This window comes from Asticcacaulis sp. EMRT-3 (assembly GCF_030027245.1).
Taxonomy (GTDB): Bacteria; Pseudomonadota; Alphaproteobacteria; order Caulobacterales; family Caulobacteraceae; genus Asticcacaulis.
Window position 1 is genome coordinate 2769304 of sequence record NZ_JASERT010000001.1, and the last position, 24919, is coordinate 2794222.

At 59.8% G+C, this 24919-nt stretch carries 23 protein-coding genes; 10 read left to right on the top strand and 13 right to left on the bottom strand.

The genetic code is table 11. The annotated features are described in order from the left end of the window. Positions 1–97: 97 nt before the first annotated feature. The 3 genes from QB905_RS13020 to carA form a co-directional block, all read right to left on the bottom strand. Positions 98–367, bottom strand: a complete 270-nt coding sequence (locus tag QB905_RS13020; protein WP_282975453.1) for a CopG family antitoxin — start codon at positions 365–367, stop codon at positions 98–100. Beyond that, the gene (locus tag QB905_RS13025) at positions 339–650 is read right to left on the bottom strand and encodes a BrnT family toxin (RefSeq protein WP_282975454.1); all 312 of its coding nucleotides are present in this window, start codon (positions 648–650) and stop codon (positions 339–341) included. The genes QB905_RS13020 and QB905_RS13025 overlap by 29 nt, the downstream gene beginning before the upstream one ends. 199 nt (positions 651–849) lie before the next feature. Continuing rightward, a complete protein-coding gene (gene carA, locus QB905_RS13030; protein ID WP_282975455.1) occupies positions 850–2040 on the bottom strand; it encodes a glutamine-hydrolyzing carbamoyl-phosphate synthase small subunit in 1191 nt (396 codons plus the stop codon). 197 nt (positions 2041–2237) lie between these two features. Here carA and QB905_RS13035 point away from each other — a divergent pair, with 197 nt between their 5' ends. Next, positions 2238–4256, top strand: a complete 2019-nt coding sequence (locus QB905_RS13035) for a M3 family metallopeptidase (protein ID WP_282975456.1) — start codon at positions 2238–2240, stop codon at positions 4254–4256. Between the two features lie 95 nt (positions 4257–4351). Here the strand turns inward: QB905_RS13035 and QB905_RS13040 are convergent, their stop codons facing one another. Continuing rightward, a complete protein-coding gene (locus tag QB905_RS13040; protein WP_282975457.1) occupies positions 4352–5317 on the bottom strand; it encodes an alpha/beta hydrolase in 966 nt (321 codons plus the stop codon). A gap of 571 nt (positions 5318–5888) precedes the next feature. On the opposite strand from QB905_RS13040, the gene QB905_RS13045 reads away from it, so the two are divergent. From QB905_RS13045 to QB905_RS13065, 5 genes are all read left to right on the top strand, one after another. Beyond that, positions 5889–7421 carry an ArnT family glycosyltransferase gene (locus QB905_RS13045; RefSeq protein WP_282975458.1) on the top strand — a complete coding sequence of 511 codons (1533 nt, stop codon included), beginning with the start codon at positions 5889–5891 and terminating at the stop codon, positions 7419–7421. A 175-nt stretch (positions 7422–7596) separates the two neighbouring features. Further along, entirely contained in the window at positions 7597–8121 is a 525-nt protein-coding gene (locus QB905_RS13050; protein ID WP_282975459.1) for an RNA polymerase sigma factor, read from the top strand. Between the two features lie 133 nt (positions 8122–8254). After that, complete coding sequence (locus QB905_RS13055; RefSeq protein WP_282975460.1) at positions 8255–9253, top strand: FecR family protein; 999 nt, start codon at positions 8255–8257, stop codon at positions 9251–9253. 19 nt (positions 9254–9272) lie between these two features. After that, a complete protein-coding gene (locus QB905_RS13060) occupies positions 9273–11618 on the top strand; it encodes a TonB-dependent receptor (protein ID WP_282975461.1) in 2346 nt (781 codons plus the stop codon). 207 nt (positions 11619–11825) lie between these two features. Next, positions 11826–12026, top strand: a complete 201-nt coding sequence (locus QB905_RS13065; protein WP_282975462.1) for a hypothetical protein — start codon at positions 11826–11828, stop codon at positions 12024–12026. Between the two features lie 54 nt (positions 12027–12080). Here the strand turns inward: QB905_RS13065 and QB905_RS13070 are convergent, their stop codons facing one another. From QB905_RS13070 to QB905_RS13090, 5 genes are read right to left on the bottom strand one after another with little or no spacing between them, the layout of a single operon-like run. Continuing rightward, entirely contained in the window at positions 12081–14138 is a 2058-nt protein-coding gene (locus QB905_RS13070) for a protein-disulfide reductase DsbD family protein (protein ID WP_282975463.1), read from the bottom strand. Continuing rightward, positions 14029–15012: an FAD:protein FMN transferase gene (locus tag QB905_RS13075; protein WP_282975464.1), complete on the bottom strand. Its 984-nt coding sequence runs from the start codon at positions 15010–15012 to the stop codon at positions 14029–14031. The genes QB905_RS13070 and QB905_RS13075 overlap by 110 nt, the downstream gene beginning before the upstream one ends. A gap of 11 nt (positions 15013–15023) precedes the next feature. Continuing rightward, entirely contained in the window at positions 15024–16397 is a 1374-nt protein-coding gene (locus tag QB905_RS13080; protein WP_282975465.1) for a DUF3570 domain-containing protein, read from the bottom strand. Further along, positions 16388–16636: a DUF4266 domain-containing protein gene (locus QB905_RS13085; RefSeq protein WP_282975466.1), complete on the bottom strand. Its 249-nt coding sequence runs from the start codon at positions 16634–16636 to the stop codon at positions 16388–16390. Before QB905_RS13085 ends, QB905_RS13080 begins: the two co-directional genes overlap by 10 nt. Further along, entirely contained in the window at positions 16626–17102 is a 477-nt protein-coding gene (locus QB905_RS13090) for a TlpA disulfide reductase family protein (RefSeq protein ID WP_282975467.1), read from the bottom strand. The genes QB905_RS13085 and QB905_RS13090 overlap by 11 nt, the downstream gene beginning before the upstream one ends. Positions 17103–17255: 153 nt before the next feature. Here QB905_RS13090 and QB905_RS13095 point away from each other — a divergent pair, with 153 nt between their 5' ends. Beyond that, complete coding sequence (locus tag QB905_RS13095; RefSeq protein ID WP_282975468.1) at positions 17256–17789, top strand: chalcone isomerase family protein; 534 nt, start codon at positions 17256–17258, stop codon at positions 17787–17789. On the opposite strand, the gene QB905_RS13100 is transcribed toward QB905_RS13095, so the two are convergent. After that, the gene (locus QB905_RS13100; RefSeq protein ID WP_282975469.1) at positions 17786–19117 is read right to left on the bottom strand and encodes a hypothetical protein; all 1332 of its coding nucleotides are present in this window, start codon (positions 19115–19117) and stop codon (positions 17786–17788) included. The two genes, QB905_RS13095 and QB905_RS13100, sit on opposite strands and share 4 nt — an antisense overlap. A 22-nt stretch (positions 19118–19139) precedes the next feature. After that, the gene (locus QB905_RS13105; protein ID WP_282975470.1) at positions 19140–19607 is read right to left on the bottom strand and encodes a c-type cytochrome; all 468 of its coding nucleotides are present in this window, start codon (positions 19605–19607) and stop codon (positions 19140–19142) included. Positions 19608–19827: 220 nt separating this feature from the next. On the opposite strand from QB905_RS13105, the gene QB905_RS13110 reads away from it, so the two are divergent. Next, positions 19828–20283, top strand: a complete 456-nt coding sequence (locus QB905_RS13110; RefSeq protein ID WP_282975471.1) for a c-type cytochrome — start codon at positions 19828–19830, stop codon at positions 20281–20283. A 2-nt stretch (positions 20284–20285) separates the two neighbouring features. Then, entirely contained in the window at positions 20286–20960 is a 675-nt protein-coding gene (locus QB905_RS13115; protein WP_282975472.1) for a cytochrome b/b6 domain-containing protein, read from the top strand. Between the two features lie 22 nt (positions 20961–20982). Here the strand turns inward: QB905_RS13115 and asnB are convergent, their stop codons facing one another. Then, a complete protein-coding gene (gene asnB / locus QB905_RS13120) occupies positions 20983–22776 on the bottom strand; it encodes an asparagine synthase (glutamine-hydrolyzing) (RefSeq protein ID WP_349252572.1) in 1794 nt (597 codons plus the stop codon). Between the two features lie 135 nt (positions 22777–22911). Here asnB and QB905_RS13125 point away from each other — a divergent pair, with 135 nt between their 5' ends. Beyond that, on the top strand, positions 22912–23667 hold the full coding sequence (locus QB905_RS13125) for a glycosyltransferase family 2 protein (protein WP_282975474.1): 756 nt from the start codon (positions 22912–22914) through the stop codon (positions 23665–23667). On the opposite strand, the gene QB905_RS13130 is transcribed toward QB905_RS13125, so the two are convergent. Then, positions 23649–24701 (bottom strand): glycosyltransferase, encoded by a 1053-nt coding sequence (locus QB905_RS13130; RefSeq protein ID WP_282975475.1) that lies wholly within the window; start codon positions 24699–24701, stop codon positions 23649–23651. The genes QB905_RS13125 and QB905_RS13130 overlap by 19 nt on opposite strands. Positions 24702–24919: the final 218 nt, after the last annotated feature.

Consider the following 24919-nt stretch of genomic DNA (forward strand, 5'->3'; position numbering starts at 1 on the left):
AAGGGCGGCGGTGACAACCCGCAAAATTTACAAATTAGGGCTGAGGCCGCATCAGACGGGATCGGCGGCGTCATCAGACTTGGCGGCATATTCCGCCTTAAGACTTCACGGCTTTTTCCAGAGTTTGGCGGATAAAGCGGCCATAGGGCATATGACGGCGGGCCGCTTCGGATTTCAGCAGGGCCAGCAGATGAGAGGGCAGGCGGATGGTCAGGCGCTCATCCTTGGGGCGGCGCTCGAAATTCATCGGTCGCATATCGGAAAAATCATAATCCGACAGATCGGCCGTATCGATAAAATCCTCGACGGCCTGATCGCTTGCAAAGGACGGAAAAGGTTTAAGCGTTTCTGGGTCTTTGCCGCTCATAGTTCACAATTTCCTTTTCGTGCATGTATCGGGCGCTTATCGGCCTGATCAATCGCAGGCCATCGCGTTCGCGCATTGTGAACACGATGAAGCCATAGCGTCCGCTGGTGCAGATGCCGACCGCCCGAAAACGCTCTTCGGCATCCGAATGCAGCCAGTCAGGGCCAACCAGAGGCGTTGCGGTAAACAGACTTTCAATCTCTGCCAGAGACATGCCATGTTTACGGCACTTCTCCATATTGCCGTCGTCCCAGTCAAAGCCCTGGTAGGCGTCAACTTGCATGGCACATTATGGCGATTTGTTCGAACAAATGCAACCCCCCACCCTCAAAGCCTGCAAATCACGCCCCGAAACCTAAGCCCCGAAACCTAGAGCAACGAGCGTTTAATTTGACTTACAAATTGAATGCGAGATGCGGAAAAACGTAAAATGTAGAGCGGTTTGCATTCCTTTCAACGATTCAATCAGAATGCAATCCGCTCTAAGCCATCGCCTTCTGAACCTTGCGCATATTGTCGGCGAAGCGCTCGAACAGATAGAGCGAATCGACCGGGCCGGGTGAGGCTTCGGGGTGGTGCTGCACCGAGAAGACCGGCTTGCCCGAAAGCGCAATGCCGCAATTGGAGCCATCGAACAGCGACACATGGGTTTCGACCACACCTTCGGGCAGGCTGTCACGATCGACCGCAAAGCCATGATTCATCGACACGATCTCCACCTTGCCGGTGGTGACATCTTTCACCGGATGGTTGGCGCCGTGGTGGCCCTGTTCCATCTTGATGGTTTGCGCCCCCAGCGCAATGGCCAGCATCTGGTGGCCTAAGCAGATGCCGAAGACCGGCACGCCCGCCTGCACCAGCTTCTGGATTTCGGGCACCGCATATAAGCCGGTGGCCGCCGGATCGCCGGGGCCATTGGACAACAGAACGCCATCGGGCTGGCGGGCCAGAATTTCAGCCGCCGTGGTCTGGGCGGGGACGATCTGCACCTCAGCGCCAATATCGACCAGGGCGCGCAGGATGTTTTGTTTGACGCCGTAATCGACGACGACAACCTTAAAAGCCCGGTCGTTACGCGCCTTATAGCCTTCGGGCCACTGCCACAGGTCGGTATCATAGCTCTGGCTCTGGGCGGTGGTGGCATCGGGGGCCAGATCAAGGCCGCCAATGCCTTTCCAGGCTTTCGCTTTCTCAACAAGCGCTGCAAGGTCGAACTGGCCGGTCGGCGAATGGGCAATGACGCCGTGCGGCATACCGTGTTCGCGGATCTTTTTGGTCAGGCTGCGCGTGTCGATGCCGGAAATGGCCACCACGCCTCGGCTTGTCAGCCAGTCGTTAAAGCTCATATCCGCGCGCCAGTTGGCCGGCGGGGTGGGGGCGTCGCGGAAAATCGCGCCCTTGGCGGCGCGTTTTGGAGCGCTGTTAGAATTTGGACCGAGCTGCTCGACATCCTCGCTATTGACGCCGACATTGCCGACATGCGGGAAGGTGAAGGCCACGATCTGCTCCATATAGGAGGGATCGGTGAGGATTTCCTGATAGCCGGTCATGGCGGTGTTGAAACAGACTTCGCCGAGCGCATCGCCCACCGCCCCGCAGCCGAGGCCCTGATAGACCGTCCCATCCGAGAGAACCAGAACCCCCGTGCAACCTGCAAGCAATTCGGTAGTCATGGGGTATCATCTCCTTAAATGGGTGAGGCTGGCCAAACGTGCGGATAAACGGCCGAACGGATAGGGACTGCGCGCCTGTGAGTCAATTGCTATTGTGACGATCAGCATCACGCATTGTTAGGTGATGCTGCAAGCGGTTGCCTGCGCAACACGGATATGGCACCCCTTATCTCTGGTCAAACTGCAAGGGCTCCGCCATGAAACCTCTTTCCCGTCTGTGGCTCACCACGGCTGTGTCGGCTGCCGCCTTTATGGGCTCGCAGGCCCTTGCCTCCACTCCGCTCGACAAGGCGGTCGATGCCTTTCTCAGCCAGTCGGTGCTGACGGCCACGGACAGGGCCACGATCGATGCGCGCTGCCAGTCGGCGCTCGATCTGGCCACCCAGGCCAAGGCGGCGCTGGAAGCGCGCACCGGCCCGGCCACGCTGAAAGACGATTTCGCTGCCTATGATACGCTGAACCTGATCCTTGGTGATGCCAGCAATGAACTTTATCTGGTGTCGGAAACCAATGTCTCCAAGGATGTGCGCGACGCCGCCGAGGCCTGTATTCCGCGCCTGTCCGATCTGGGCACCGCCGTTTCTTTGTCGCGGCCCATCTATGACCGCCTGGCGGCCATCCCGACCAAGGGGCTGGATGACAAGACCGCTTTCACACTGAACCACCAGCTCATCGAATACCGGCTGGCCGGAGTCGACAAGGACGCTGCCACGCGCGCCAAAATCACCGAGCTGCAAAAAGCCATCACCACCACGGGGCTGGAGTTCGACGCCCATATCCGCGACGACACCGGCGACATTGCGCTCAAGCCCGAAGAGCTGAAGGGCCTGCCGCAGGACTATATCGATGCCCATAAGCCGGGGCCGGATGGTCTGGTGCATCTCACCTTCGCCTATCCCGACATTTTCCCCATGCTCGATTTCGCCGACAGCCGCGCGGCGCGTAAAAAGGTCTATACCGCCTTTCGCAATCGCGGCTATCCGGCCAATGACACCACGCTGAAGACCCTGCTTCAGGAGCGTTACGATCTGGCCACCACGCTTGGCTATGCCAATTACGCCGCCCTGATCACCGCCGACAAGATGATCGGTTCCGAACAGCACGCCGCGCAGTTTCTCGATGATATGAACGCTGCCGCCGCCCCCGGTGCCAGGGCCGATTATGACGAGCTGCTGGCCTTCGGCAAGACGGTCGATCCGTCGATTACGCAATTGCAGAGCTATGATACCAGCTATCTGGAAAACAAGCTGCGCAAGGCGAAATACGATGTCGATGCGGCTCAGGTGCGTCAGTATTTTACCCTGGCCAAGACGCGCGCCGGCATTTTCCAGCTTATGCACGATATGTTCGGCGCCGACATCAGGCCGTGGGATACGCCCGTCTGGGCGCCGGATGTCACCGCCTGGTCGATCTATGACGGCCAACGTTTGGTCGGCCATTTCTATCTCGATCTCAGCCCGCGCGACGGCAAATATAACCACGCCGCCCAGTTTCCGATCCGCACCGGCGTCGAGGGCCGTCAAATTCCTGTGGGGGCCCTCGTCACCAACTTTCCGGCCACCGGCCCGATGGATCATGATGATGTCACCACCTTCCTGCACGAATTCGGCCACCTGATCCACGACATGTATTCCGGCCACACCCGGTACGGCGTGCAGTCCATGAACAATCTGCAATGGGATTTCATCGAAGCGCCATCGCAATTGCTGGAGGAATGGACCTGGGATTACGACACGCTGAAAAGCTTTGCCTCCGATCCTGAAGGTCATCCGATCCCCGAAGATCTGGTCAAGCGCATGAATGAAGGCCGTCACTTTGGCGAGGCGATCCAGTGGAAGGGGCAACTGGCCTATTCGGCGGTATCGCTCAATTTTTATAACCGCAAGCCCGATTTCGATCTCGATACGCTGTATAACGAGCAGATGGCGCGCTATTCGCTGTTTCCAGCCGTGCCCGACACCCATCCCTATGACAGTTTTGGCCATTTGAATGGTTATTCAGCCATCTACTATACCTATGTCTGGTCAAAGGCGATTGCGCTGGATCTGTTTACCCAGTTCCAGAAGGACGGGATGCGCAACCCGCAAACCGCCATCCGCTACCGCAAGGACGTGCTGGAACCGGGCAGTTCGCAGGACGCCAATACGCTGATCCAGACCTTCCTTGGCCGCCCCATGAGCCTTGAGGCCTTCAAAAAGGAACTGCAAAAGCAGTAAGACGGCCTGTGGCCACGTCGAAACAGAAAAAGGCCGGTGACATCATATCACCGGCCTTTTCATGTGCATTGACAGGTCTGTAACCGGTCAAGCCCTCAGCTTTTCGGCTTGAGATAGCCGTGCATACCCAGCCAGGCGGCGAAGTTGTCAAACCAGCCGGTGCTGGTCGTTGTCTTCTTGTACATACCAAAGCCATGACCGCCTTGCTCATACAGGTGGAATTCCACCGGGCGCTTGGCGGCCTGCCAGCTATCGATCAGGCCGAAGCCGGAATGGGCAAAGAAAGGATCGTCAGACGCCAGGGCGGCGAAGAGAGGGGGAGCGTCGGCGGGTACGTCAACCGCGGTCATCGGGCCATAGATGATGCCGACAAAAGCCGGTTTGGCATCTCCGCCGTGGAGCGCCGTCGTCAGGGTCAGCATGGCACCGGCTGAGAAACCGACCATGCCGATACGGTCAGGATCAACATGCCATTGCGCGCTATGCGCCCGGACCAGCGCGAAAGCGGCGCGAACATCGGCCATCTGCGGTGCCAGGGCCGCGCGCGAATCCTCCGGGGCGGGGGGGCGGCTGGCCGTGCCGGAGAACATTTCGCGCATGGAGGTTTCGAAATCATCCATGCCTTCCGGTGTCGGTTTCAGGCGATATTTGAGGACAAAGGCGGCCACGCCCTTGTCGGCCAGGGCCTGTGCCACCTGCCAGCCTTCGTTTTCCATCGACAGGGTGAGAAATCCGCCGCCGGGGGCTACGATGACGGCGGCACCCGTCGCCTTGGCCGGATCGGGCAGGAAGGGTGTCAGGGTGGCGACCGTCACATTGCGGGTAAACACGCTGCCATACTGAGTGTACCAGGATTCCTTGGCCGTCGCGCCCGGAAGCGGGCCTGTATCAAGTGTAATGGCATTGGGTTGAGCGGGGGCTGCGATGGGCGTCATCTTGTCCACCTGCGCCACCGCCGTTGTCGCCAATGTGCCGCCGAGCGCGATCACACCGATGGCGATGCCGCCGGCCAGTAAACGCACCAGGCTTAGGGCGCGAACGAATGAACTATGTTTTGTCATGATGTTTCCTCCTTGTTTTTTTTGACGTTGACGATGCACGCTAAGTGATAGCGCTACCACGGGATTTCATGCTTGAAAAGAGAATTGTCAGACTTTTAAATGTGCCATTGCAGGCAGTATAATGGCCCATGACCGCCTTCTATCCTGGTCTTTTTGCTTGCATCAGCCGGATGGTGCCCCGGGGCGTGGTGACGGCTTTTAGGGCTCATCGTGCCTCAAACCCATCTACAAAGTGAGCTGAGTCTGAAATCTGAATTAAATGAATGAGACATGCGGAGAAATTCGCGTAACATATTGATTTAAAATAGATTCCATATCGTCACTTCTGGCTCGGAAATTACGGCAAGCCGAAATCGCCGTCCGCATCATCGCCGACCCGTGTGCGCTCGGCCACGCCACGCCACGCCTATGTCGATCACGGCATAGCCCCCCGCGCGACCCAAACACTCCGCCGTGGCATAGGCATGCGCTTTACGATCAGACGACCGTGCCGGGGTCAAGGACTGAGAGAAGGGCCGTCTGTCAATATTTACAGGCGTGGCCTTCACCGATATTCAGTTGGATTCTGATCATGCCTTTTTCATCTACCGCGTCTGCGCGGCAGAACGAGGATTTTTGTCTCCTCGCTCACCTGCGCCCCCATGCCTTTTTCAAAGCCTTGAGCCGGGGCGAAACGATCATCTGGCTCCTGACCCTCTCGCTTTTTCTGCATCTTTTCCTGGCCGCCGTCGTGCCCCTGACCGCCGACGAGGCCTATGCGGTGGTTGTGTCGCGCAGCCATGCCCTGTCCTATTATGATCACCCGCCACTGGCCTTTGCGATGGCGCGCGTCATGGCCGACCTGACAGGACATGAGACGCCCTTCATCACGCGCCTGCCCTTTGTGTTGATGGGCACGGGTTCGGCGATCCTGCTGTTTGACATCACGCGCCGTTTGTATGGTGCTCAAGCCGCGCGCTGGGCCACGGCGGCCTTTTGCCTGTCGCCGTTTTTCTTCAGCTTCGCGCAAGGCCTGATCATGCCTGACGGCCCGCTCGATTTCTTCCTGCTCCTGAGTTTTTGGCTGATCCAGCCCGTATTGTTCATGAACCGCGAAAGTTTGCTGAGCTGGCCAGCCGCCGGCATGGCCCTGGCCCTGGCGATGATGAGCAAGTATCAGGCGGTTCTGTTTGCGGTGGCGGCCCTGCTGGCCCTGATCCTGACCCCGCAGGGGCGGCGGCAGTTTAAGCGTCCGGGCCTGTGGATCGGGCTGGGACTGGCCTTTCTTGGCGCCTTGCCGGTGATCATCTGGAACGCCCATCATGGCTGGGCATCGTTCGCCTTCCAGACGGGCCGCGCCTATCACCACACCAGCCTGATCGGACATCTGGGCAATGGCCTTGCCGTTCTGGCCGGGCAGGCCCTCTATCTGATGCCGGTTACATGGCTGGCCTGCCAGCGCCAGATCGTGCTGGCGCTGAAAAGTCCGAAGATGGAACCGGCCTTTCTGCTGGCCGTACTGGCCATTGTGCCGATTGTCGTGTTTGATGTGATCGCCCTGACGGGCCGCCATTCCCTGCCGCACTGGACAATGAGTGGTTTTCTGTTTGCTCTGCCTCTGGTGGGCAGGGTACGCGCCCGGATGAGCGGACAGGGGCGTTTTCTGCGCCTCAAACTGGCCGGATGCGTGGTGGGGGCCGCCGGGCTGGTGCTGGCGGCACAGGCGCAGTTCGACCTGACCGCTCTCTTGCCAAAACCCTTGCACCGTACGGATCTCGGCTGGCAGAACCTGCCGTGGCGCGCGTTGGACGGACAGGTGCCGGGCGCGGATCGCTTCATCGTGACACCTGACTGGGTCAGCGCTGGTCAGGCCGGTCTGGCGCTGGGGCCGGACTATCCCTTGCGCGTGCTGAGCGATGCCCACCAGTTTCAGTTTATGGATCAGGGTCGGTTGAAAACGATGCGCGATGGCTATTACGTGCAGGCCGTGCCTGTGGGCGGCAGGGCGGATATGTCGGCCTTGCAGCAGACCTATCGTCTCGACGGGCCAGCGCGGATTTTGCCGCAGTTTCATGTGGGCCACGCCGCATTCGATCTGGTCATAGCGCCAGTCAGCCTGAAATGAGCCGATTTACATGAGGCCCCGAAGCCCTGACACCGTGACGTTCGTAAGTTCGTAAAGGGAAAAGCGACTATTTTTTCATACGTATGCAAGGCCTTGACCCCAGCCATATTTTGACCTTCTTTACCGCCCAAGCGAATAGGCTTAAGGTTTGGTTTTTAAAGTTTTTTCGGGTCAGATGACGTCGCCCCTGCTCAATGTCTATCTGGAAAAACGCGCCATGTTGGTGCGTTATTTCACGGCGCGCACGCGCGAGCGCGGCGTGGCCGAGGACATTGTGCAGGAACTCTATCTGAAAATCTCGGCTCAGGATGAAGACTATATGGTCGATAATCCATCCGCTTTTCTCTTCCGTGCCGCCAATAATATCTGGCTGAACCGTATGCGTGGCGAAGGCCGCGACAGCCGGCGCAATGGCCAGTGGCACGAAACGACTCGGCAATCGATGGGCGATGAGGTCATTGTCGATGAACCCGACGCCGAGGCGCGTCTGGCGGCGCGCCAGCAACTGGAGCTGGTGATCAAAGGCGTTGACGCCCTGCCGGAACGCACACGCGATATTTTTCGTCTGCACAGATTCGAAGGGCTCAATCAGGCGGAGGTGGCGCAAAGACTGGGCGTGTCGAAAAGCACGGTTGAAAAGCACCTGTGCGCGGCGCTCAAATCGCTGATGGCGCTGTCAAAAACCGGGCAGGGGCCATGAATCCACCGGCCTGCGCCCGCAAAAAGCCATGCTGATGCAAATATTTCGCAAAATCGGCTTTGAGACGTAAGGTTGCCGCTTCCGAGTGGTGTCATGCCTTAGACAACAGATTCAATTTTCCCTTTCGGATACCATGACCAACGACGAGATCAGGACAGACGCATACGAGGATCAGGCCATTGCCTGGGTCGTGCGCGCCCATGCGTCTGATATGTCGGACGAAGACATACTGGCCCTGACCGAATGGCTGGAGGCCGACCCTGCGCATCTGGCGGCTTTTGATGCGGCCGAACGGGCCTGGATGGGCGAAGCGGCCCTGATCGCCAGCCCTGAACCGACCACCGATATAATCGATCTGACGCAGGCGCGTGTGCGCCGCACGGCGAAACCTGCACCGTCGCGTCGCCTGTGGCTGGCCGTGGGTGCGGTGGCAGCGGCCCTGACCGGCCTTGCACTTCTGCCCGGCCTGTGGTCGGCGCAAAAGCCGGTCATCTATACCACCTCTGTTGGTCAGACGCGCGAAGTGGCCCTGGCCGATGGCACGCATCTCCATCTGAACAGCGCCACGCGGCTTGAGGTGCTCTATTCGCGCAAAAGCCGCGACATTGTGCTCGATCAGGGCGAGGTGGCCCTGACCGTCATGCACGATGCGGAGCGGCCTTTCAGCGTCCGGGCCGGTGAGGCCGTGCTGCGCGACGTCGGCACCGAATTCGACGTATTGCGGCATGATGGCACGGTAACCGTTACCGTCAAAAGCGGCGCCGTGGCCATGCTGAAAGCGGGTGAAACAACGCAAACCCCGCCGCCAGACCGGATTCTGCACGCCGGCGACCAGGCTGTGATTGAGGAAACCAGCGCCCGCGCCGAACGTTCAAGAGTGATGGTCGGACAGGCTTTCGACTGGGAACGCGGGCAGGCGGTTTACCGTAACCGTTCGCTGGCCTATGTGGTAAGTGATCTCAACCGTTATTTCGACAAACCGATTGAGGTTGACGCCGATACCGGCAAACTGAATGTCACGGCTGTATTCACACTCGATTCGGAGGCTGCGGTTGTTCGTCACCTGCAAGTGTTTCTGCCGGTTGAGGCAACCGAAACCGACAAGGCGATCATGCTGCGCCGCCGTCCCTAGCCTGTCACTGGGTTTGGCCTTGGGTCTGGGTCTGGCGATGGCCTTGCCTGCCCAGGCGGCACAGAGTTATGACCTCAATATTCCAACTGAGCCCCTGTCTCAGGCCGTCATCGATCTGGCGCGCCAGACGAACAGCAGTATTGGTGGCGTCGATCCTATGCAATGCAGGGCCAGGCCGCGCGCGATTCAGGGCCGCATGACGCCGCTGACGGCCATGAAGAGGCTGTTGGCAGCCAGCCATTGCCGCGTCCGTCAGGCCGATAGCACAACCTTCGTGCTGAGCCTGCGCCCGCTGCATCTGCCCCGAATCTGGCACACCGCGCCTGAGGCGGAAGCGCCGACCGAAATCGTTGTCACCATCAATCGCCGCCTTCAGACCGTGGCCACGGCGGCTTCGGCGATCAGCGTCATCGATGCCGGGATGCTGGAGCGCTATGGCGGCGATCTGTCGGACGTGGCGGCGCAGGCGGCGGGCCTGACCATGACCAATCTCGGGGCGGGCCGCGACAAGATCCTGCTGCGCGGCCTGTCCGACGGCGTGTTTACCGGACGCACCCAGTCCAGTGTCGGGCTCTACCTCGATGATTTCCCGATCACCTATAATGCACCCGATCCCGATCTGCTGCTGGTTGATGTCGCGCGCGTCGAGATTTTGAAAGGGCCGCAAGGCGCGCTGTATGGCGAGGGATCGATTTCCGGCGTGGTGCGCTTTGTCACGCGCCGCCCTGACCTGAAGGCCTTTGGCGGCTTTGTCGATGCCGGGCTGGGTGTGAGCGGTCAGGCCGATATGTCGAGCCGCGCCGAAGGCGTTGTCAATCTGCCGTTGCTAAAAGACCGGCTGGCGGTACGTCTTGTCGCCTATAATGATCAGGCGGGCGGCTATATCCGCGATGCCGCCGCGATGCGTAACCATATCAATGGCGTGCAGCGTTTTGGCTCGCGCATTTCAGGCTTATGGAAGATCAATGATAAATGGTTGGTATCGCTGCAACAGGCGACCCAGCATATCAACGCCAAGGACAGCCAGTATGTGTCGGGCCACCTTGGCACCTATACGCGCGATGAGGCCGTGCGCGAACCGCATGATAATGATTTCAGCCAGACCGCCTTCAGCATCAGGGGCCGCACACAGCTCGGCACGCTGAAGCTGTCTCTTGCCCATCTGCATCATCATCTCGACAGCCGTTACGATGCCTCGCCTCTGGCCGGCCAGTATGGACTGCCCGTCGCATCGGGACTGATCTATGATCAGGGTCAGGCCGTTGAACTGACGACGCGCGAACTCACCCTGACCTCGCCGTCAGACCAGAGGCTGCGCTGGCTGGCCGGGGTGTTTTCGGCGCAAAGCACCGAACGCCTGACGCCGCTTTTAAGCGAGGCGGCCTCTCAGACGGCGCTCTATACGGAAAGGCGGCATGACCGCATCACCACACTGGCGGCCTTTGGCGAGCTGAGCTACGACCTGACGCCGCACTGGAATGCCACGATCGGCCTGCGCCAGACCGGCACCCGCCATGATCTCGACAGCTATCTGGAAACCGAAACCGTTGATGGCGATCACAGCGAATCTTTGAACCTGCATCAATCCAGCACGCGCCTGTCGCATCAGGTGACCCTGCGTTACCGCCCCAGCGAAAACGCCACCTTTTACGTCCAGTCGGGCGAAGGCTATCGCAGCGGCGGCTTCAACACCACGCACCTTTATGGCACGACCGCCATACCGGCCAGCTATCGCGGCGATGAACTGAATTCCTATGAGGTGGGAGCCAAGCTGGGTCTTCCCACAGCGGGCCTCCACTTCAATCTGGCCATCTTCAAGGCCTATTGGCGCGACCTGCAAAGCGACCAGTTGCAGGCCGATGGGCTGCCGGTCACGGTCAATATCGGCAATGGCGTCAATACGGGGCTGGAAGCCGAGGCGGTATGGACGGCCACACCGAACCTGACGCTGAAGGCAGCGGGCCTGTTCAATGCGCCCCGGTTGACGCGGCCCAATCCCGACTATGTGACCAGCGAGGATTCCGGCCTGCCCTATATTGCCGGCCAGAGCCTCAGCCTGTCGGCCGACTGGCGGCGCACACTGGGCACGGCTGTGTGGCGCAGCGGCGCCAATCTGAGCTGGCGCGGGCGTTCGCACCTCAATTTCGGGCCGCTGCAAAGCATTGAAATGGGCGGCTATGCGACACTTGATCTCGATAGCCAGATCGAAATGGGCCACCTGCGCTATGCGGTACGGCTCGATAATGCGCTGGAAGCGCGCGGCAACAGCTTTGCCTATGGCAATCCGTTCAGCCTCGGCATCACGCCGCAACAGACCCCGCCGCGCCCGCGCACCCTGTGGATCAGCGTATCACGCAGCTTCTGACACATGCGGCCATAACCCATGACACCGCCGCTGTCTCAGGGTCGTAAAGCGCACATTTAAGTGATGGGTGTTTCGATTCAAGTTGTTGAATTTTATAATATTTGTTAAGGTTGTGGGCGCAGCCTTGACAGGCGGTGGAAAGCCCGCCGCCGGGAGGCAGCCCCTCCTGATTACAGGGTAAAGAACTTATCCGAAAGGGATATTCAAATGACATCCATCAGCGCTGTCAGCGCCTATAGCCCAACCCCCGCCGCCGCACCGGTAAGCGCCGTCGGTTCCGATCATGACGGTGACAATGATGCCGGTCAGTCGAAAGTCTCCGAATCGGCTGAATCGTCGCGCGGTCCGGCCACGACGGTTACCCTGTCGCCGCAAGCGCAGGCCCTGATGGCTGGGCAAAAGGGGTAAAACTTCAGGGTCAGGCTTGCCGGTATTCGGCCGCCTGACCCTGATTTCTGGCTTTCAATTGCCGGTCTTCAGCGTCTTCAGCACGATGTCTGGCGTCAGAAGCTGTGGCAGAAGCTGCGGGTTTTTTCCCGGTGCATAATAGACATAGAGTGGTACGCCGGAGCGGCCAAACTGCGTCAGATAGCGCGTGATCTGCGCATTACGATCCGTCCAGTCGCCGACCATATACACGATGTGCTGCGCCTGCATGGCGGCCAGAACCCGCTTGTCCGACAGCGCTATGCGCTCATTGACCTTGCAGGTCAGGCACCAGGCGGCGGTCATATCGACCAGCACAGGCTGGCCCTTGGCGCGTAAGGCGACCAGCCTGTCTTCGGAAAAGGGGGTCTGACCAGCATTGGCGGTCATAAACGGTGCGGCGGGCGTTTGCAGGGCCGAGCCGGTGATGAGAGCCAGACCGATCACGGCGCAGGCGGCGCGCAGGGTTTTTGGCAGGCGATGCACCACCAGAGCCGCCGCGATCAGCGTCGTGCCGACAATCAGCAGCCCCAGTCCGGCAGGCCCGGCCTGCTGCCAGAAGACCCATCCCATCCACACGGCAGCCAGATACATGGGTACGGCCAGGAGGTGGCGCAGACGATCCATCCACGGCCCCGGTCTTGGGATGCGCTTCGCCAGGGACGGCATCCATGTCAGGCCGAAGGTGAGGGCCACGAAGGGGGCGGCAAAGCCCAGGCCAAGCGCGGTAAAGATGGCTATTGAGGCCCAGCCGCCACGCGCCAGCGCCACGCCGGTGGCGGTGGCCATGAAGGGCGCGCTGCACGGCGCGGCCACCACCACGGCCAGTACGCCGGTCATAAAAGCGGCGAGATTGGGGTGACGGCCAAGAGTCTGGTTTCCGGCGGCGGCCTGAAGCGATCCGCCGATCTCGAACAGTCCCGACAGATTGAGGCCGACCAGCAGCATCAAAAGGCTTAAGGCTGCCGTCACGAAGGGCGATTGTAACTGAAAGCCCCAACCCACCACCTCGCCCAGTCCACGCGCCGCATCCAGCATCAGCGACAGGCCGACAAAGCTCAAGAGCGCGCCCAGCCCATAGATCAGGGCTTCGCGCCGCGCCAGAGCGTGATGGTGACCGGCGCGGGTCAGGGCCAGCAGTTTCATCGACAGGATCGGGAAGACGCACGGCATCAGATTGAGCACCAGCCCGCCCAAAAATGCCAGGATCACGGCCCAGATCATGGGGGTTGAGATAGCGTTGGCTCTGCCTTGTGACGTCGGCACGGAGATACCGGCGGGCAGGGAGCCCTTATGGGCGATCAAGCGGGCGGCGTGGCCATCCGGAAAGGCGATCACCAGAGTGGCCTGATCGGGCAGGAGGCTGGCCGAACTGGGTAAGGTGATAGTGAAGCCCTGCGGCCCCGCGTTGATGGTCTGGGCGGCGGCGGGTGCGATCAGGCTTTCATCCTCGCTGAACACATAGGCGCCCTGCGGATGCAGGAAGTCGTTGCGCAGGGCCACATCGCCGGGCAGGCTGAAACCCAGACGCAGTGTTCTGCCCGACAAGGCATAACTGGCAGGTGCCGAGATGGCGGTTGGCACGGACGGGGGCATGGCCGGGGCCGGGGCGGAAGGGTCGATTTTCAGCCGGGTTTTCAGATCGAAGCTGACGGGTTCGCATGTATCCTGACAGACAAGCGATTCGAGATGCACCGCAACCGGTACAACCGAACGCGCGGGCAGGTGGCTGTTATTATGCACGCGCACCCAGGCGGTGACGGGCTGGTCAAAGCCATAGTTAACAACACCATCATAGACGAGCCTGCGCGGCGTTGGCCAGAGCGTGCTGCCCGCTTTCAGGCCCGCAGGCAGGGTCAGGTCTATATCGGCGGCAAAACCGGTTTCGCCCGGATTGATCCAGTAGGTATGCCAGCCGGGATCGGGCGTCTGGGTGACGGCGATCAGGGCGTCGCCGCCGGGTGCGATCAGGCCAGAACCGGCGTCAAGAGTGGCCGTCATATGGCCGGAACGCACTGCGGCCAGGCTCTGTGAAGGCAGAGATATGATCAGCGCGGCCAATGTCAGACAGATACGGATTAACGAACGCACCATGCACGTATGCCTTCTTTTTTAAGAAATTTTTCCGCCCGGCGACCATGAAGCATGGCCAGGGTGGACAAAAACCGGCCTCGATACAGGTCGGGGCGGCCACGGTCACCGAGCGCGGCGGATCCCTGACCGGCATGGCGGTGCGCGGATCGAGAATATGCGAATAGCGCACGCCGTCCCTGAGCAGGAAGCGTCGCGCATCGCCGCTGGTGGTCAGGGCACCATCGCTGATCTCCAGCCGTCCGGCCATAACCCCCGGCTGGATGGCGTCTTCGATGCCGATACGCCAGCGCTGGCCGTCCTTGCGCGGCCCTGTCACGCGCAGGTCACCGCCAAAATTGACAAGGCAGGCGGCGCGCATCTGGCGACGCAGGGCGTTGATCGCGCAATCGACGGCATATTCCTTGCCAAAACCGCCAAAGTCGATCTCCTGACCTTCCGCCAGAGTGATTTCCTCATCCTGCCAACGCACCTTGCCCCAACCGATCAGCGGGCGGACAGCGGCAATCTGGGCGCGCGACGGCACCTGATCGGAACCGTCAAACCGCCAGACACGACGCAGAACGCCGGAGGTAATATCAAACCTCCCGCCGCTCAGACGCCAGGCCCGGTCGGCGAAATCAAGCAGGGCACACGTCTCACGATCCACCCGGACAGGCTTGCCCGCCGCGCCATTGATGCAGCCGATCACGCTGTCGTCGCGGTATCGGCTATAGGTGCGCTCGATGCGCTGCGCCTCGATTTCAACCACCCGGCCAGCCTGTTCGGCCAGCCAGGCGTCGTCTGTCTCGATCCGCACTTCGCACGGCGAATGCATCGCATTGAAATGATAGACAAAGCCGTCTTCCAGGCACTCAAGGCTTTCGGCTGTCTCCATCTTCGTCATGCTCAGTAGAAGGCGAAATTATAGCCGATAATGACGCTGGTGGCCTTGATGCCGGTGAACAGATTCTCCTGCTTCAGATCGCCAATGGCATAGGAGGGGTGCTGCGTGCCGGTTTGCTGGTAGCTGGCGGCGCGCAGATAAAGTTCGTCATTACCCAGCACCCGCATCCCGATCTTCAGGCCGATGGTCGTGGCGTTGAAGGCGCCCAGACGGCTATCTGAAGACGCATTGGCCGGCAGGGCCTGACCATCGATCAGATAGTCATGGAAGAAGTTGGCCTTGGTCTGGTGGTAATAGCGGACATTGGGCTCGACATAGAGACGCGACCCCAGAGGAATGCGCTCAGCCACCTCCAGCGTCTCGGCATTGATGCCCCAGCTATCGTGATAAAGCCGTGCCGATATATCGGCCACCGTGCCCCAAAGGGCCAGCTTATTGCCAAGATAGAGACTCTGGCGCACCCGCGATGACGGCCTGCTCTCATAGAGATACCGGACGGGCGCGCCTGTCGTGCCATCGACCACCGAGATGATGCGATAGGGATCGGTCTGATAGCCAGAGGTGTCGCCCAGCGAATAGTTGAGCTGTACCAGCCAGTAGCGATTCATCACCTGGGTGACGCCCGCCACCATATCGACGACCGTTTTCTTGCGGTTGCCGCTTTTTACGCTACCGTTCATTTCAGTGAACGGTGTCGGCGTGCCCAGATAGGGCCTGGAGGTATCGGATTCGAGATTGAGGGCAATCGATGCCGTGGTGTTCTTGTCATTGAAATCACGCGCATAGCCGATATTGGCCGACATCGAGCCGTAGTCGTGTTCAGTGGACAGCGCGCCGCCCAGGCTCAACCGGTCGCCATTGTCGAGCGTGCCGGTATAGCCGAGATCAACGGCATAGCGCTGGTCGCGGAAGCCCGTATCGACGGGCAGGCTATTGGCGGCTGCCGTATATTGGCGCGCCTTTACGTTGGTGCCGGGTATAGGCACAAGCTGGCTGTTGCCAGACGCGCTGGTCACCGTGGTTTGCTGGCCCTGCGTCTTCGACGGGGTGATGAAGGTCTGCACACCGGTCCACGGGGCCGCGCCATTGGGGGTGGCTCCGGTCAGGGTGTCGGCGGTCAGTTTAACGTGCAGGCTGTCGCCGCTGTCGTCATTGAAAGTAACGCTGGTCACCGGCTCGATGGCCTTCACCCGCCCGCTAGCTTCCTGATAGAAGAGGATGGCGCTGTCCACCCGCGTCAGGTTGGCATCGGTTGAGGTGTCATCATTGATATTCTGACTGACATCCTGAGCATGGGTGCCTGCCGCAACGAACAAACCGGCTGTTATCAGGCCCAGTGCCGCTGTCAGTCGGCGTTTTTTTCTGTTCAGTTGCATCCGCAGCCGCCTCCGTCAAAGGTGCGGCCGCCCGAAGCGCCTTCCTTGGAAAAATAGATATGGTCGTCGGCTGCGGCGATCAGCGGATGGGTGACCGGCTGCATCGAACGGCGCGCCATCAGGTCGCGGTTCCAGGCCTTGGCACCAAGCGAGGAACAACCGCCCATAGAGGCAAAGGCACCCAGCAGCAGGCAGCCGCCCGCCGCCTGCGCGGCGATACGCATGAGTTTACTTTTCATCGAGAAGCTCCACGAGCTGGTCGTTATAGGCCGTGGTCTGTTCGGGGTGAAAACCCTTGTGGGTATAGCGTACGCGGCCATCGCGCCCGATCAGCAGGCTGGTCGGCATGTCGCTGACCCTGAAGCGCTGGGCCAGCTTGCCATCGGCGTCATAAACGACCTTCAGATCGCTGCCGACGCGCTTGAGAAAACTATCGGCGCGGTCGCGGCTGTGATCGACATTGACAGCCACGATCACCAGACCGTCTGATCCGTAGCGCGATTTTAACTGCTCCATATAGGGGAAGGACTGCTCGCACGGATGGCACCACGAGGCCCAGAAGTCGAGATAGACGACCTTGCCCTTATAGGCGGACAGATCGAGCGGCGCGCCGGCCAGGGCCGGAAAGGCGCTGCCGAAGACAATCGCCCCCGCGGCGAGGGCTGTCCAGATGGACAGGCGCGGCATAGAAAATTTCAGGACCATGATGTCTCCCTGACAAAGTCGGTTCAGGGGTGCGACACCGCGCAGGCACCGGGTTCGTACTTTTTGAAAGAAGGAAATTTTCATCTTTTCGTTACGAACCGACGGGTCGGACGGTGTCAGTCGAACATGGGGCCATCATGGAGGATCGTCACCATGAACTATCATCTGAACCGTCGCCATTTTCTCGGCGCCGCTCTGGTTTTGGCCTGTGCACCCCGTATTGCCCAGGCTTCACCGCTTAGCGCCGTGCCACAACCGGAAAAGGTCGGCACGGGCCGCCTGAATATAGTGATGATGCCGATCCTCGATGTCACACTTTTCGCCCCTCAGGCCCACTGGCGTCCCGATGCCCCCTTCGCCTTGCAGGTGACCTTCCTGCGTCCCCTGCAAGGGCACAAACTGGCCGGTCATGCGCTCGACGAGATGCGCCATATCGGGCTTGACGGCGATCCGCACCTGAACGTCTGGGGGCAAAAACTGTCTGCCGTCCTGCCCGATGTGACACGCGGCGATGTGCTGACTGGCGTGCGCGATGCGGCGGGCGGCACCAGTTTTTTCATGGGCGCGGAACGCCTTGGTCATTTTGCCGACCCATCCTTTTCGGACGCCTTTTTCGGTATCTGCCTGAGCCCGCGCACCTCGCAACCGGCCTTGCGCCGCGAGGTGCTGGGGCTTGAGCGGGCCTAATAGGCGAACCACAATCCGGTAAAGACTGTATTGTTATCCGAAGCCTTGCGCCCAGTGCCGTCATAGTTTTGTGACTGGCCATTGAACTTATCATAGGCCGTATATTGCACGAAAACGCGGATATTGGCGTATGGATAGCCAATATCCCCAATCTTGCCAAATGGCGTGAAATCGACCTGGCTGATATAGCCGCTGCTGTCGGGTTTACCGTTGGGACTGCCATACAATAGGGCATCAGCGCTGCCGCGGATGTCAAAGCGTCCGATGGTCAGTCCATACATGTTGTCATAGTAGTACGAAACATTGGCCTTGAAACTGTCCATGGTGTTCGTTGGGTTGGCGGATGCACCCAGCGCATAGGTCGCGCGCAGGCTCTGATGTTCATGCAGCATCGAAACATAGGCGGACAGGCTGTGTTTGCCATCGGCTGAACTGACTTGCCAGGTGCCGTCTATCGCGGCATCACGAAACTGGTCGGCACCGGCGCTGCGGTCGTTGCCGGGATAGCGGCGGGCACCGAAGCCGTAGGTACCAATGGCGAGGTAGTGCGGGCCAAAATCGTGCTGTAGGGCAAACCGCCAATAGGAGGCGCCTCCATCCAGGTGATCATTGCCACTGACATTACCATTGCCGAACGACTGCTGCAGACCGTCGCTGAGCGTATAATAGCGGGAATATTCGGCATAGACGAGATCGTTCCACAGGCCGTAAGCGCCGGCACCAACCACTTGTCCGCCTTGTCCGGCCATGAAGGAATCGGCATCGGGCGCAGGCGCCAGAGCTGAAGCCAGATACGGATAGCCCCAGGCCGGCGTGGTTTGCCACAGATCCTGCATGGAGGGATTGTTATTGACGCTGACGCCGTAGATCAGGCTTTGACCGGCCAGTGTGGTCATATTGGCATAACGGATATCGGTATTGTCGAGCGCCAGAGCCTTGCCATTCGGATCATAGGTGGCCTGCGTCATGATACCAATATGATCGGTCACCCGGCCGCCGTAGAACAGCGACACCTGATCGATGGTGGTATTGTTGTTGGGTTTGCCGACATCGGGGGAAACGACCGCCTTGGCCGTCTGTTCGTTCCCTCCGGCCACCATGGCCGAAATGCCTTTCCAGAAAGCCTGTTTCTCACCCATCGTATAGCCATTGGCTTTGAACAAACGCCCCATTTTCGTCAGTTGCGGCCCGAAAGAACCGACATGACACGAAGCGCAGGGCATACCGGTCTGTCGCGCAAAAGCCGGAATGGCGTTGGCAACCTGCGGAGACAGAAAGCCCAGCAACAGGGCTATGAAGGCGATAAACCTGGCGGATCGGAATGTCATGGCAAGCCCCTGCATGGAAAAGCTATTTGATCTTGGGTAAGGGCGCCGGACTGTCTGACAGAGTGCGCAGCCAGGCGATGACATTGGCGCGATCCTGCGTTTTCTTGATACCGCCATAGGCCATGGCCGTGCCGGGCGCTTCTGACGGCGGGCTGTAAAGCCAGGTGTTCAGCGAGTCATATGACCATGTTTTGGCGGTTATTTTCTTGAAAGCGGCTGAATAATGGAAACCGGTCACCTGACCCACCGGGCGATTGACGATGTTCCATAGATTAGGCCCGATCCGCGTGGCGCCACCCTTATTGATCGTGTGGCAGGACATACAGATCCGGCCAGTTCTTTGTCCCGCCGTCGTGTCGGCGGTGGCCAGCAGGCTGTCCACAGATTCGGCCGCAGGTTGCGCGGTCGCCATCGGTACACCGAGAATCAGGCTGCCTACACCTGCCAGAACAGCGCAGGAAAGGCTCAGGGAAAAACGAGGTGAGGCCATGATATATCCCTTTATAATATCCGTATAGTTTATAAGGATAATTATAAGGTAAGGTCACATGCACCATGCTGTGTCAAGTCCAGCCGCCTGCGATCTTTTGTCGCCGGGTTCAAAATAATCCTACGACAGAAATGTCACCACGGGGTCATATTCAGCGACGGATAAGCCCTGTTATGGGCGTATGTTGCATCAGTCCACATCTTCAAAAGGTACAGCCCGCATGTTCAGACGCCTTCTTCTGGCCGCCGCCGCTTTCAGCCTCGTTACGGCCACGGCGGCGTTCGCCGATCCGGCCGCCCAGATCAAGGCGCGTCAGGCCTATTTCCACGGCATCGGCCGTGCGATGAAGGGGCTTAATGACACGCTGCGCACGGCTTCGCCCTCAAAGGCCGAAATTCTCAGCTATACGGCCACAATCAGCAGCCAGGCCCCGAAACTGGTCAGTTTCTTTCCGGCAGGCACGGGCCTTGACAGCGGCCTGAAAACCGGTGCCAAGCCGGATATCTGGCAAAAACAGGCCGAGTTCAAGGCCGACGCGGAAGGGTTTAACGTCGCGGCGCAAAAGCTGAACATGGTGGCTCAGGGCAATAATCAGGCCGCTCTGAAGGTGGCGATGGACGCTGTCGGCAATGCCTGCAAAACCTGCCACCAGACCTTCCGCAAGGAAGATCACTGAGCGTGAACACAGAGAAACACCACCCGTCGCTGGCGGTCTGGGATCTGCCGACGCGGCTTTTCCACTGGCTGCTGGTCGCCCTTGTACTGCTGGCCTGGCGCACCGCCGAAACCCGCGATATGAGCCTGCACCGCATGGCCGGATCGGCTGTGGCAGGCCTTCTGGTCTTTCGGCTGTGGTGGGGCCTGTTCGGCAGCTCGACCGCGCGGTTTTCGCAGTTTCTGAAAGGTCCGCGCGCTGTACGCGCTTATGCGCGCGGCCTGTGGTCATCGCGCAAAAGCCCCTCTGTCGGCCATAATCCGATGGGTGGGTGGAGCGTAGCGGCTTTGCTCACCTGCCTGCTGGCCATGATCGGTTTTGGTCTGTTCGCCGTCGATACGGACGGTTTGGAATCGGGGCCGTTTGCCAATCTGGTCAGCTTCGATCAGGGTCGGCTGGCCTCGCACCTGCACGCTTTTGCCTTCGATGCCCTGGAAATTCTGGTCTGCCTGCACCTGCTGGCCATCGCCGTCTATCATCTGTTCAAGCGCCAGAACCTTATCGGCGCCATGATCACGGGGCATATCCGCACCGAAGGCGAGCCCATGCGGCGCGGCTCTGTCCTGATGCTCGTCATCGGCACCTCGCTGGGCCTGATCGTGACCGCAGCCCTGATCCATCTCAGCGGTGATGCCTGATTTTCTGACCTGACGCCTTTGATCAGGCCGCCAGACGGGCCGCGTCCAGCACCTCATCTATGCTGCCGCGCGCCGTCACCCCCAGCACATGCCGGTTGTGCCACAAGGTGTAGAAGAGCAGGCTCCAGGCGGCTTGCGGATGACGCAAAGGTGCCGCGTAAATGCGCCGCACGGCGGCCTGAAGCGACAGTTCGGCAATGGCCGGATGGTTCAGCAGCAGCGGTTCGATGCGACTCTTGTACTGATCGATCCATTGCCCGACTGGCGGTATGAAGCCCTGTTTTTTCGACCAGGGATCGGAACCGGGCGCATTGCGCGCCACCCAGTCGCGCAGCAGCCATTTGCCCAGCCCGTTGCGCACCTTGAGCGTCTCCGGCAAATCATAGGCGAAGGGCGACAGCACGGGATCAAGAAAGGGCGTACGCCCCTCGATACCATGCGCCATCAGGCAGCGATCCAGTTTCAGCAGCAGATTATTGGGCAGCCATTCTGCGCAATCGATCGCCTGCAAGGTTTGCATGGCGGAAATCGCGGGCACGGATTCGGCTTTTTCACTCTGCGCCAGACCCGTGCGCCAGGCCGGCAGGCTGTCGGCGGGCATAAGTGACGAAAACACACCGCGTGTGCGGGTTTTTTGCCGCCACAGGCCAAAGAACCAGGCTGCGCGGCGATAGCGCCTGTATCCGCCGAACAGTTCATCCGCTCCGTCGCCGCTCAGTACCACCTTCAGGCCGTCTTTGCGTGCCGCCCTGGCCAGCAGGAACAGCGGCAGGGCCGAAGAATCGGCGGTCGGATCGTCAAGGGCAGACGCCAGATGGGGCGCGTGGTTGAAAAAGTCCGCTGCCGCCATATCGACACAGTGATGGTCGGCACCCGCTCCCCGGGCCAGGGCCTCGGCCACGGATCGCTCGTTTTTCGAACCCGCGCCGGGAAATGTGGCCGTCAAGGCCACGACAGGGCGTGAATCGAGGCGCGACATCACAGTCAGCAGGGCCGAGGAATCGATCCCGCCGGACAGGAACAGCCCCACAGGCGCATCCGAGCGCATATGAAGACGCACGCTGTCCTGCAAATGCTGATCAAGCTGGCGATAGGCCGTTTCATAGCTCAGAGGCACAGGCCGGGTGGCGCGCCGGGTATGGGGTCTGCGGCGCTCCTGGTGAACAATGGCAGCATTGTCGATCACCAGTGTCTCACCGGGCAGCAAGCGTTGTATATCGGCAAACACGGTGGTTGTCCCGGTCGTAAACTGAAGCTGAAGCATTTCCGCCCTTACGCGCGGCACCAGGCTCCTGCCGGCCAGTCCGGCGGCAATCAGGGCCTGAGGTTCAGAAGCGAAGGCAAAGAAGGCCGGCGTCATCACATAGTAGAGCTGTTTAATACCATACGGGTCGCGGGCCAGAACCAGTGCCTGTTTGCGGGCGTCGAACAGGGCCAGGGCATACATTCCGCGAAGATGACGGGTGAAACCAAGCCCATATTTTTCATAAAGATGCAGAGCCGATTCACAGTCCGATCCGGACTTAAACCCGGCCTGTGGCAAACTTTCGCGTATATCGGGATCATTATAGATTTCGCCATTGGCGACAAGAACTGTACCATCATCCGCAATGAAGGGTTGCTGGCCATGGTCGATATCGACAATGGCCAGCCGCGTATTGAGCAGCCCAACCGTGCCATGACAAAAAATCCCGGCACCGTCCGGACCGCGATGAACAAGAGCGGCCGCCATCTTTTTGAGAGTTCCGGAATCCGCAACCTGTCCGTCGCGCATCATAATACCGGCAATTCCACACATGGATCGTCTCACACTCATAAGGTCTGCGTTATAAGACACCGCTCATTGCCGAGACTCGTAACGAGTATGAAACATTTTTCGATGGTGCCACACATCTGACGGTGTCATGTCTTTACCAGGTCTGCGATCCTGGCCAGGCGTGACGGAAATGCAATGAAAATTTCTCTAAGTATCTGTATAATATGTAAAAATGAAGAAGACCGGATCGGCGCATGTCTGGATTCCGTCCAAGGACTTTCGGACGACGTGGTCGTGGTGGACAGCGGATCGACCGATACGACCACCGATATAGCCAGAGCAGCGGGCGCGCGGGTTTTTCACAATCCCTGGTCGGGCTATGGGCCGCAGAAGCGTTTCAGCGAGGATATGGCCAGGCATAGCTGGATTTTAAATCTCGATGCGGATGAGGTCTTAAGCCCGGCTATCGCCCGTGAGATCCGCACCCTGTTGGAAAAGCCACCGCAATTTGTCGCCTACAGGCTCAAAATCATGACCATTTACCCGGACAAGACGGCGCCGCGTCTGTGGGCGGATTATAATAATTATGTCCGCCTGTATGACCGAAGACAGGTGCGCTTTCGTGAAAGCCCTGTTCATGACACTGTGGATACCGGCTTACATAAAGTCGGCCAGCTTCAGGGGCAGGTACTGCATTTTTCGGCGCGTTCCTATGCCCATATACGCCAGAAGCTCGCCGCCTATACCGACCTTCAGGCCAGGACGCTCAGGAAGTCACGCCTGTATATCGCCCTGCGCCTGCCGTTTGAATATCCGGCGACCTTTTTCCGCTATTATATTATGCGCAGGCACGTGACCGGCGGATGGGACGGTATACTCAGTTCGCACCTGGCCGCCGAGGCGCGCTTTGGCCGCCTGCTCAAAATGTGGGCCTATAAGGCATCTGCCTGAGCCGCTATGCTCACGATGGCCTGACGCAGCCGCGCGCGTCCTGCCGCGAAGCCATATTGGCCAAGCGCACGGGCCTGGGCTTTTTGGGCCATATCTGTGGTTTCCGGCCAGTGCGTGATGACGTCGCGCAGGGCGTGAGCCAGGGCCTGCGGGTTTCCGCCGGGAAACAGGCGGCCATAGGTGCCGCCATCTAATATCTCGCGCGGCCCTTCCAGGTCGGAAGCCGCCACGGGGACGCCCGCCGCCATCGCTTCGACGACGACCAGCCCAAATGGCTCATAGCGTGATGGCACGACAAACAGATCCAGTTCGCCGAGAAAGGGCAGGACAGGCGACTGCCAGCCGCAAAAGGTAACAAAGGCCTCCAGATTCAGGTTGTGGCATTGCGCGGCAAGCGCCTCGCCTTCGGGCCCCTCTCCGGCGATACGCAAGCTAAAGGCGACGCCCTCATCGCACAAGATCGCCGCCGCCTTGAGCAGCACGTCGAAACCCTTTTGCTCATGCAGTCGTCCCAGGGCGCCGATCACCGGTACACCCGTCGGCGCGGGCTTGACCGGCAGGCTGTCCAGCGGGCTGAAATTGCTGACCAGACACGCGGGCGTATCGGGATAGCGCTGCCTGACGTGTTGCAGCACATTCTGACTGACGCAAATTGCCGCCTTCATATGTCTGAGGTGCGCCTTGTCAAAGGCGTTATGCATGACCTGAACGGTTTTGCCGCCCAGACCGGCCAGCGGTGACAGGCACAGGCCCGCCGCCCGGTTGCCATGCGCCAGAACCATGTCCGGGCGAAAGGCGCGGCTATAACGGCGCAGGCGCAGGCTGGCCAGCGGGTCGAGATTGAAGCGCGCCTGCAAGGGTGCAAAGGCGCCAGGGGTGATCTGCGACGCCAAAAGACCCTCAGCCAAAAGACCCCCGGGATGACCGATGCTCAGCACCTCGAAGCCTTCCTCCGTCAGCGCGTGATGATAATGCACAGCCATCGCCTCCACGCCGCCCCGCGCTTTGGCCAGCATGATGTTGATGATGCGCATGAACATATCCTGGAAACGTGGGTCTAAATGGAGTCAAGCCGAACCAAATTGCGGCGCTCACCGAGACCTGCCTGATGATTCGCCTAAAGCAACGAGCGTTTAATTTGACTTACAAATTGAATGCGAGATGCGGAAAAACGTAAATGTAGAGCGGGTTGCATGCCTTTGACCGATTCAATCAGAATGCAAACCGCTCTAAAGCGAACCTAAACCAACTT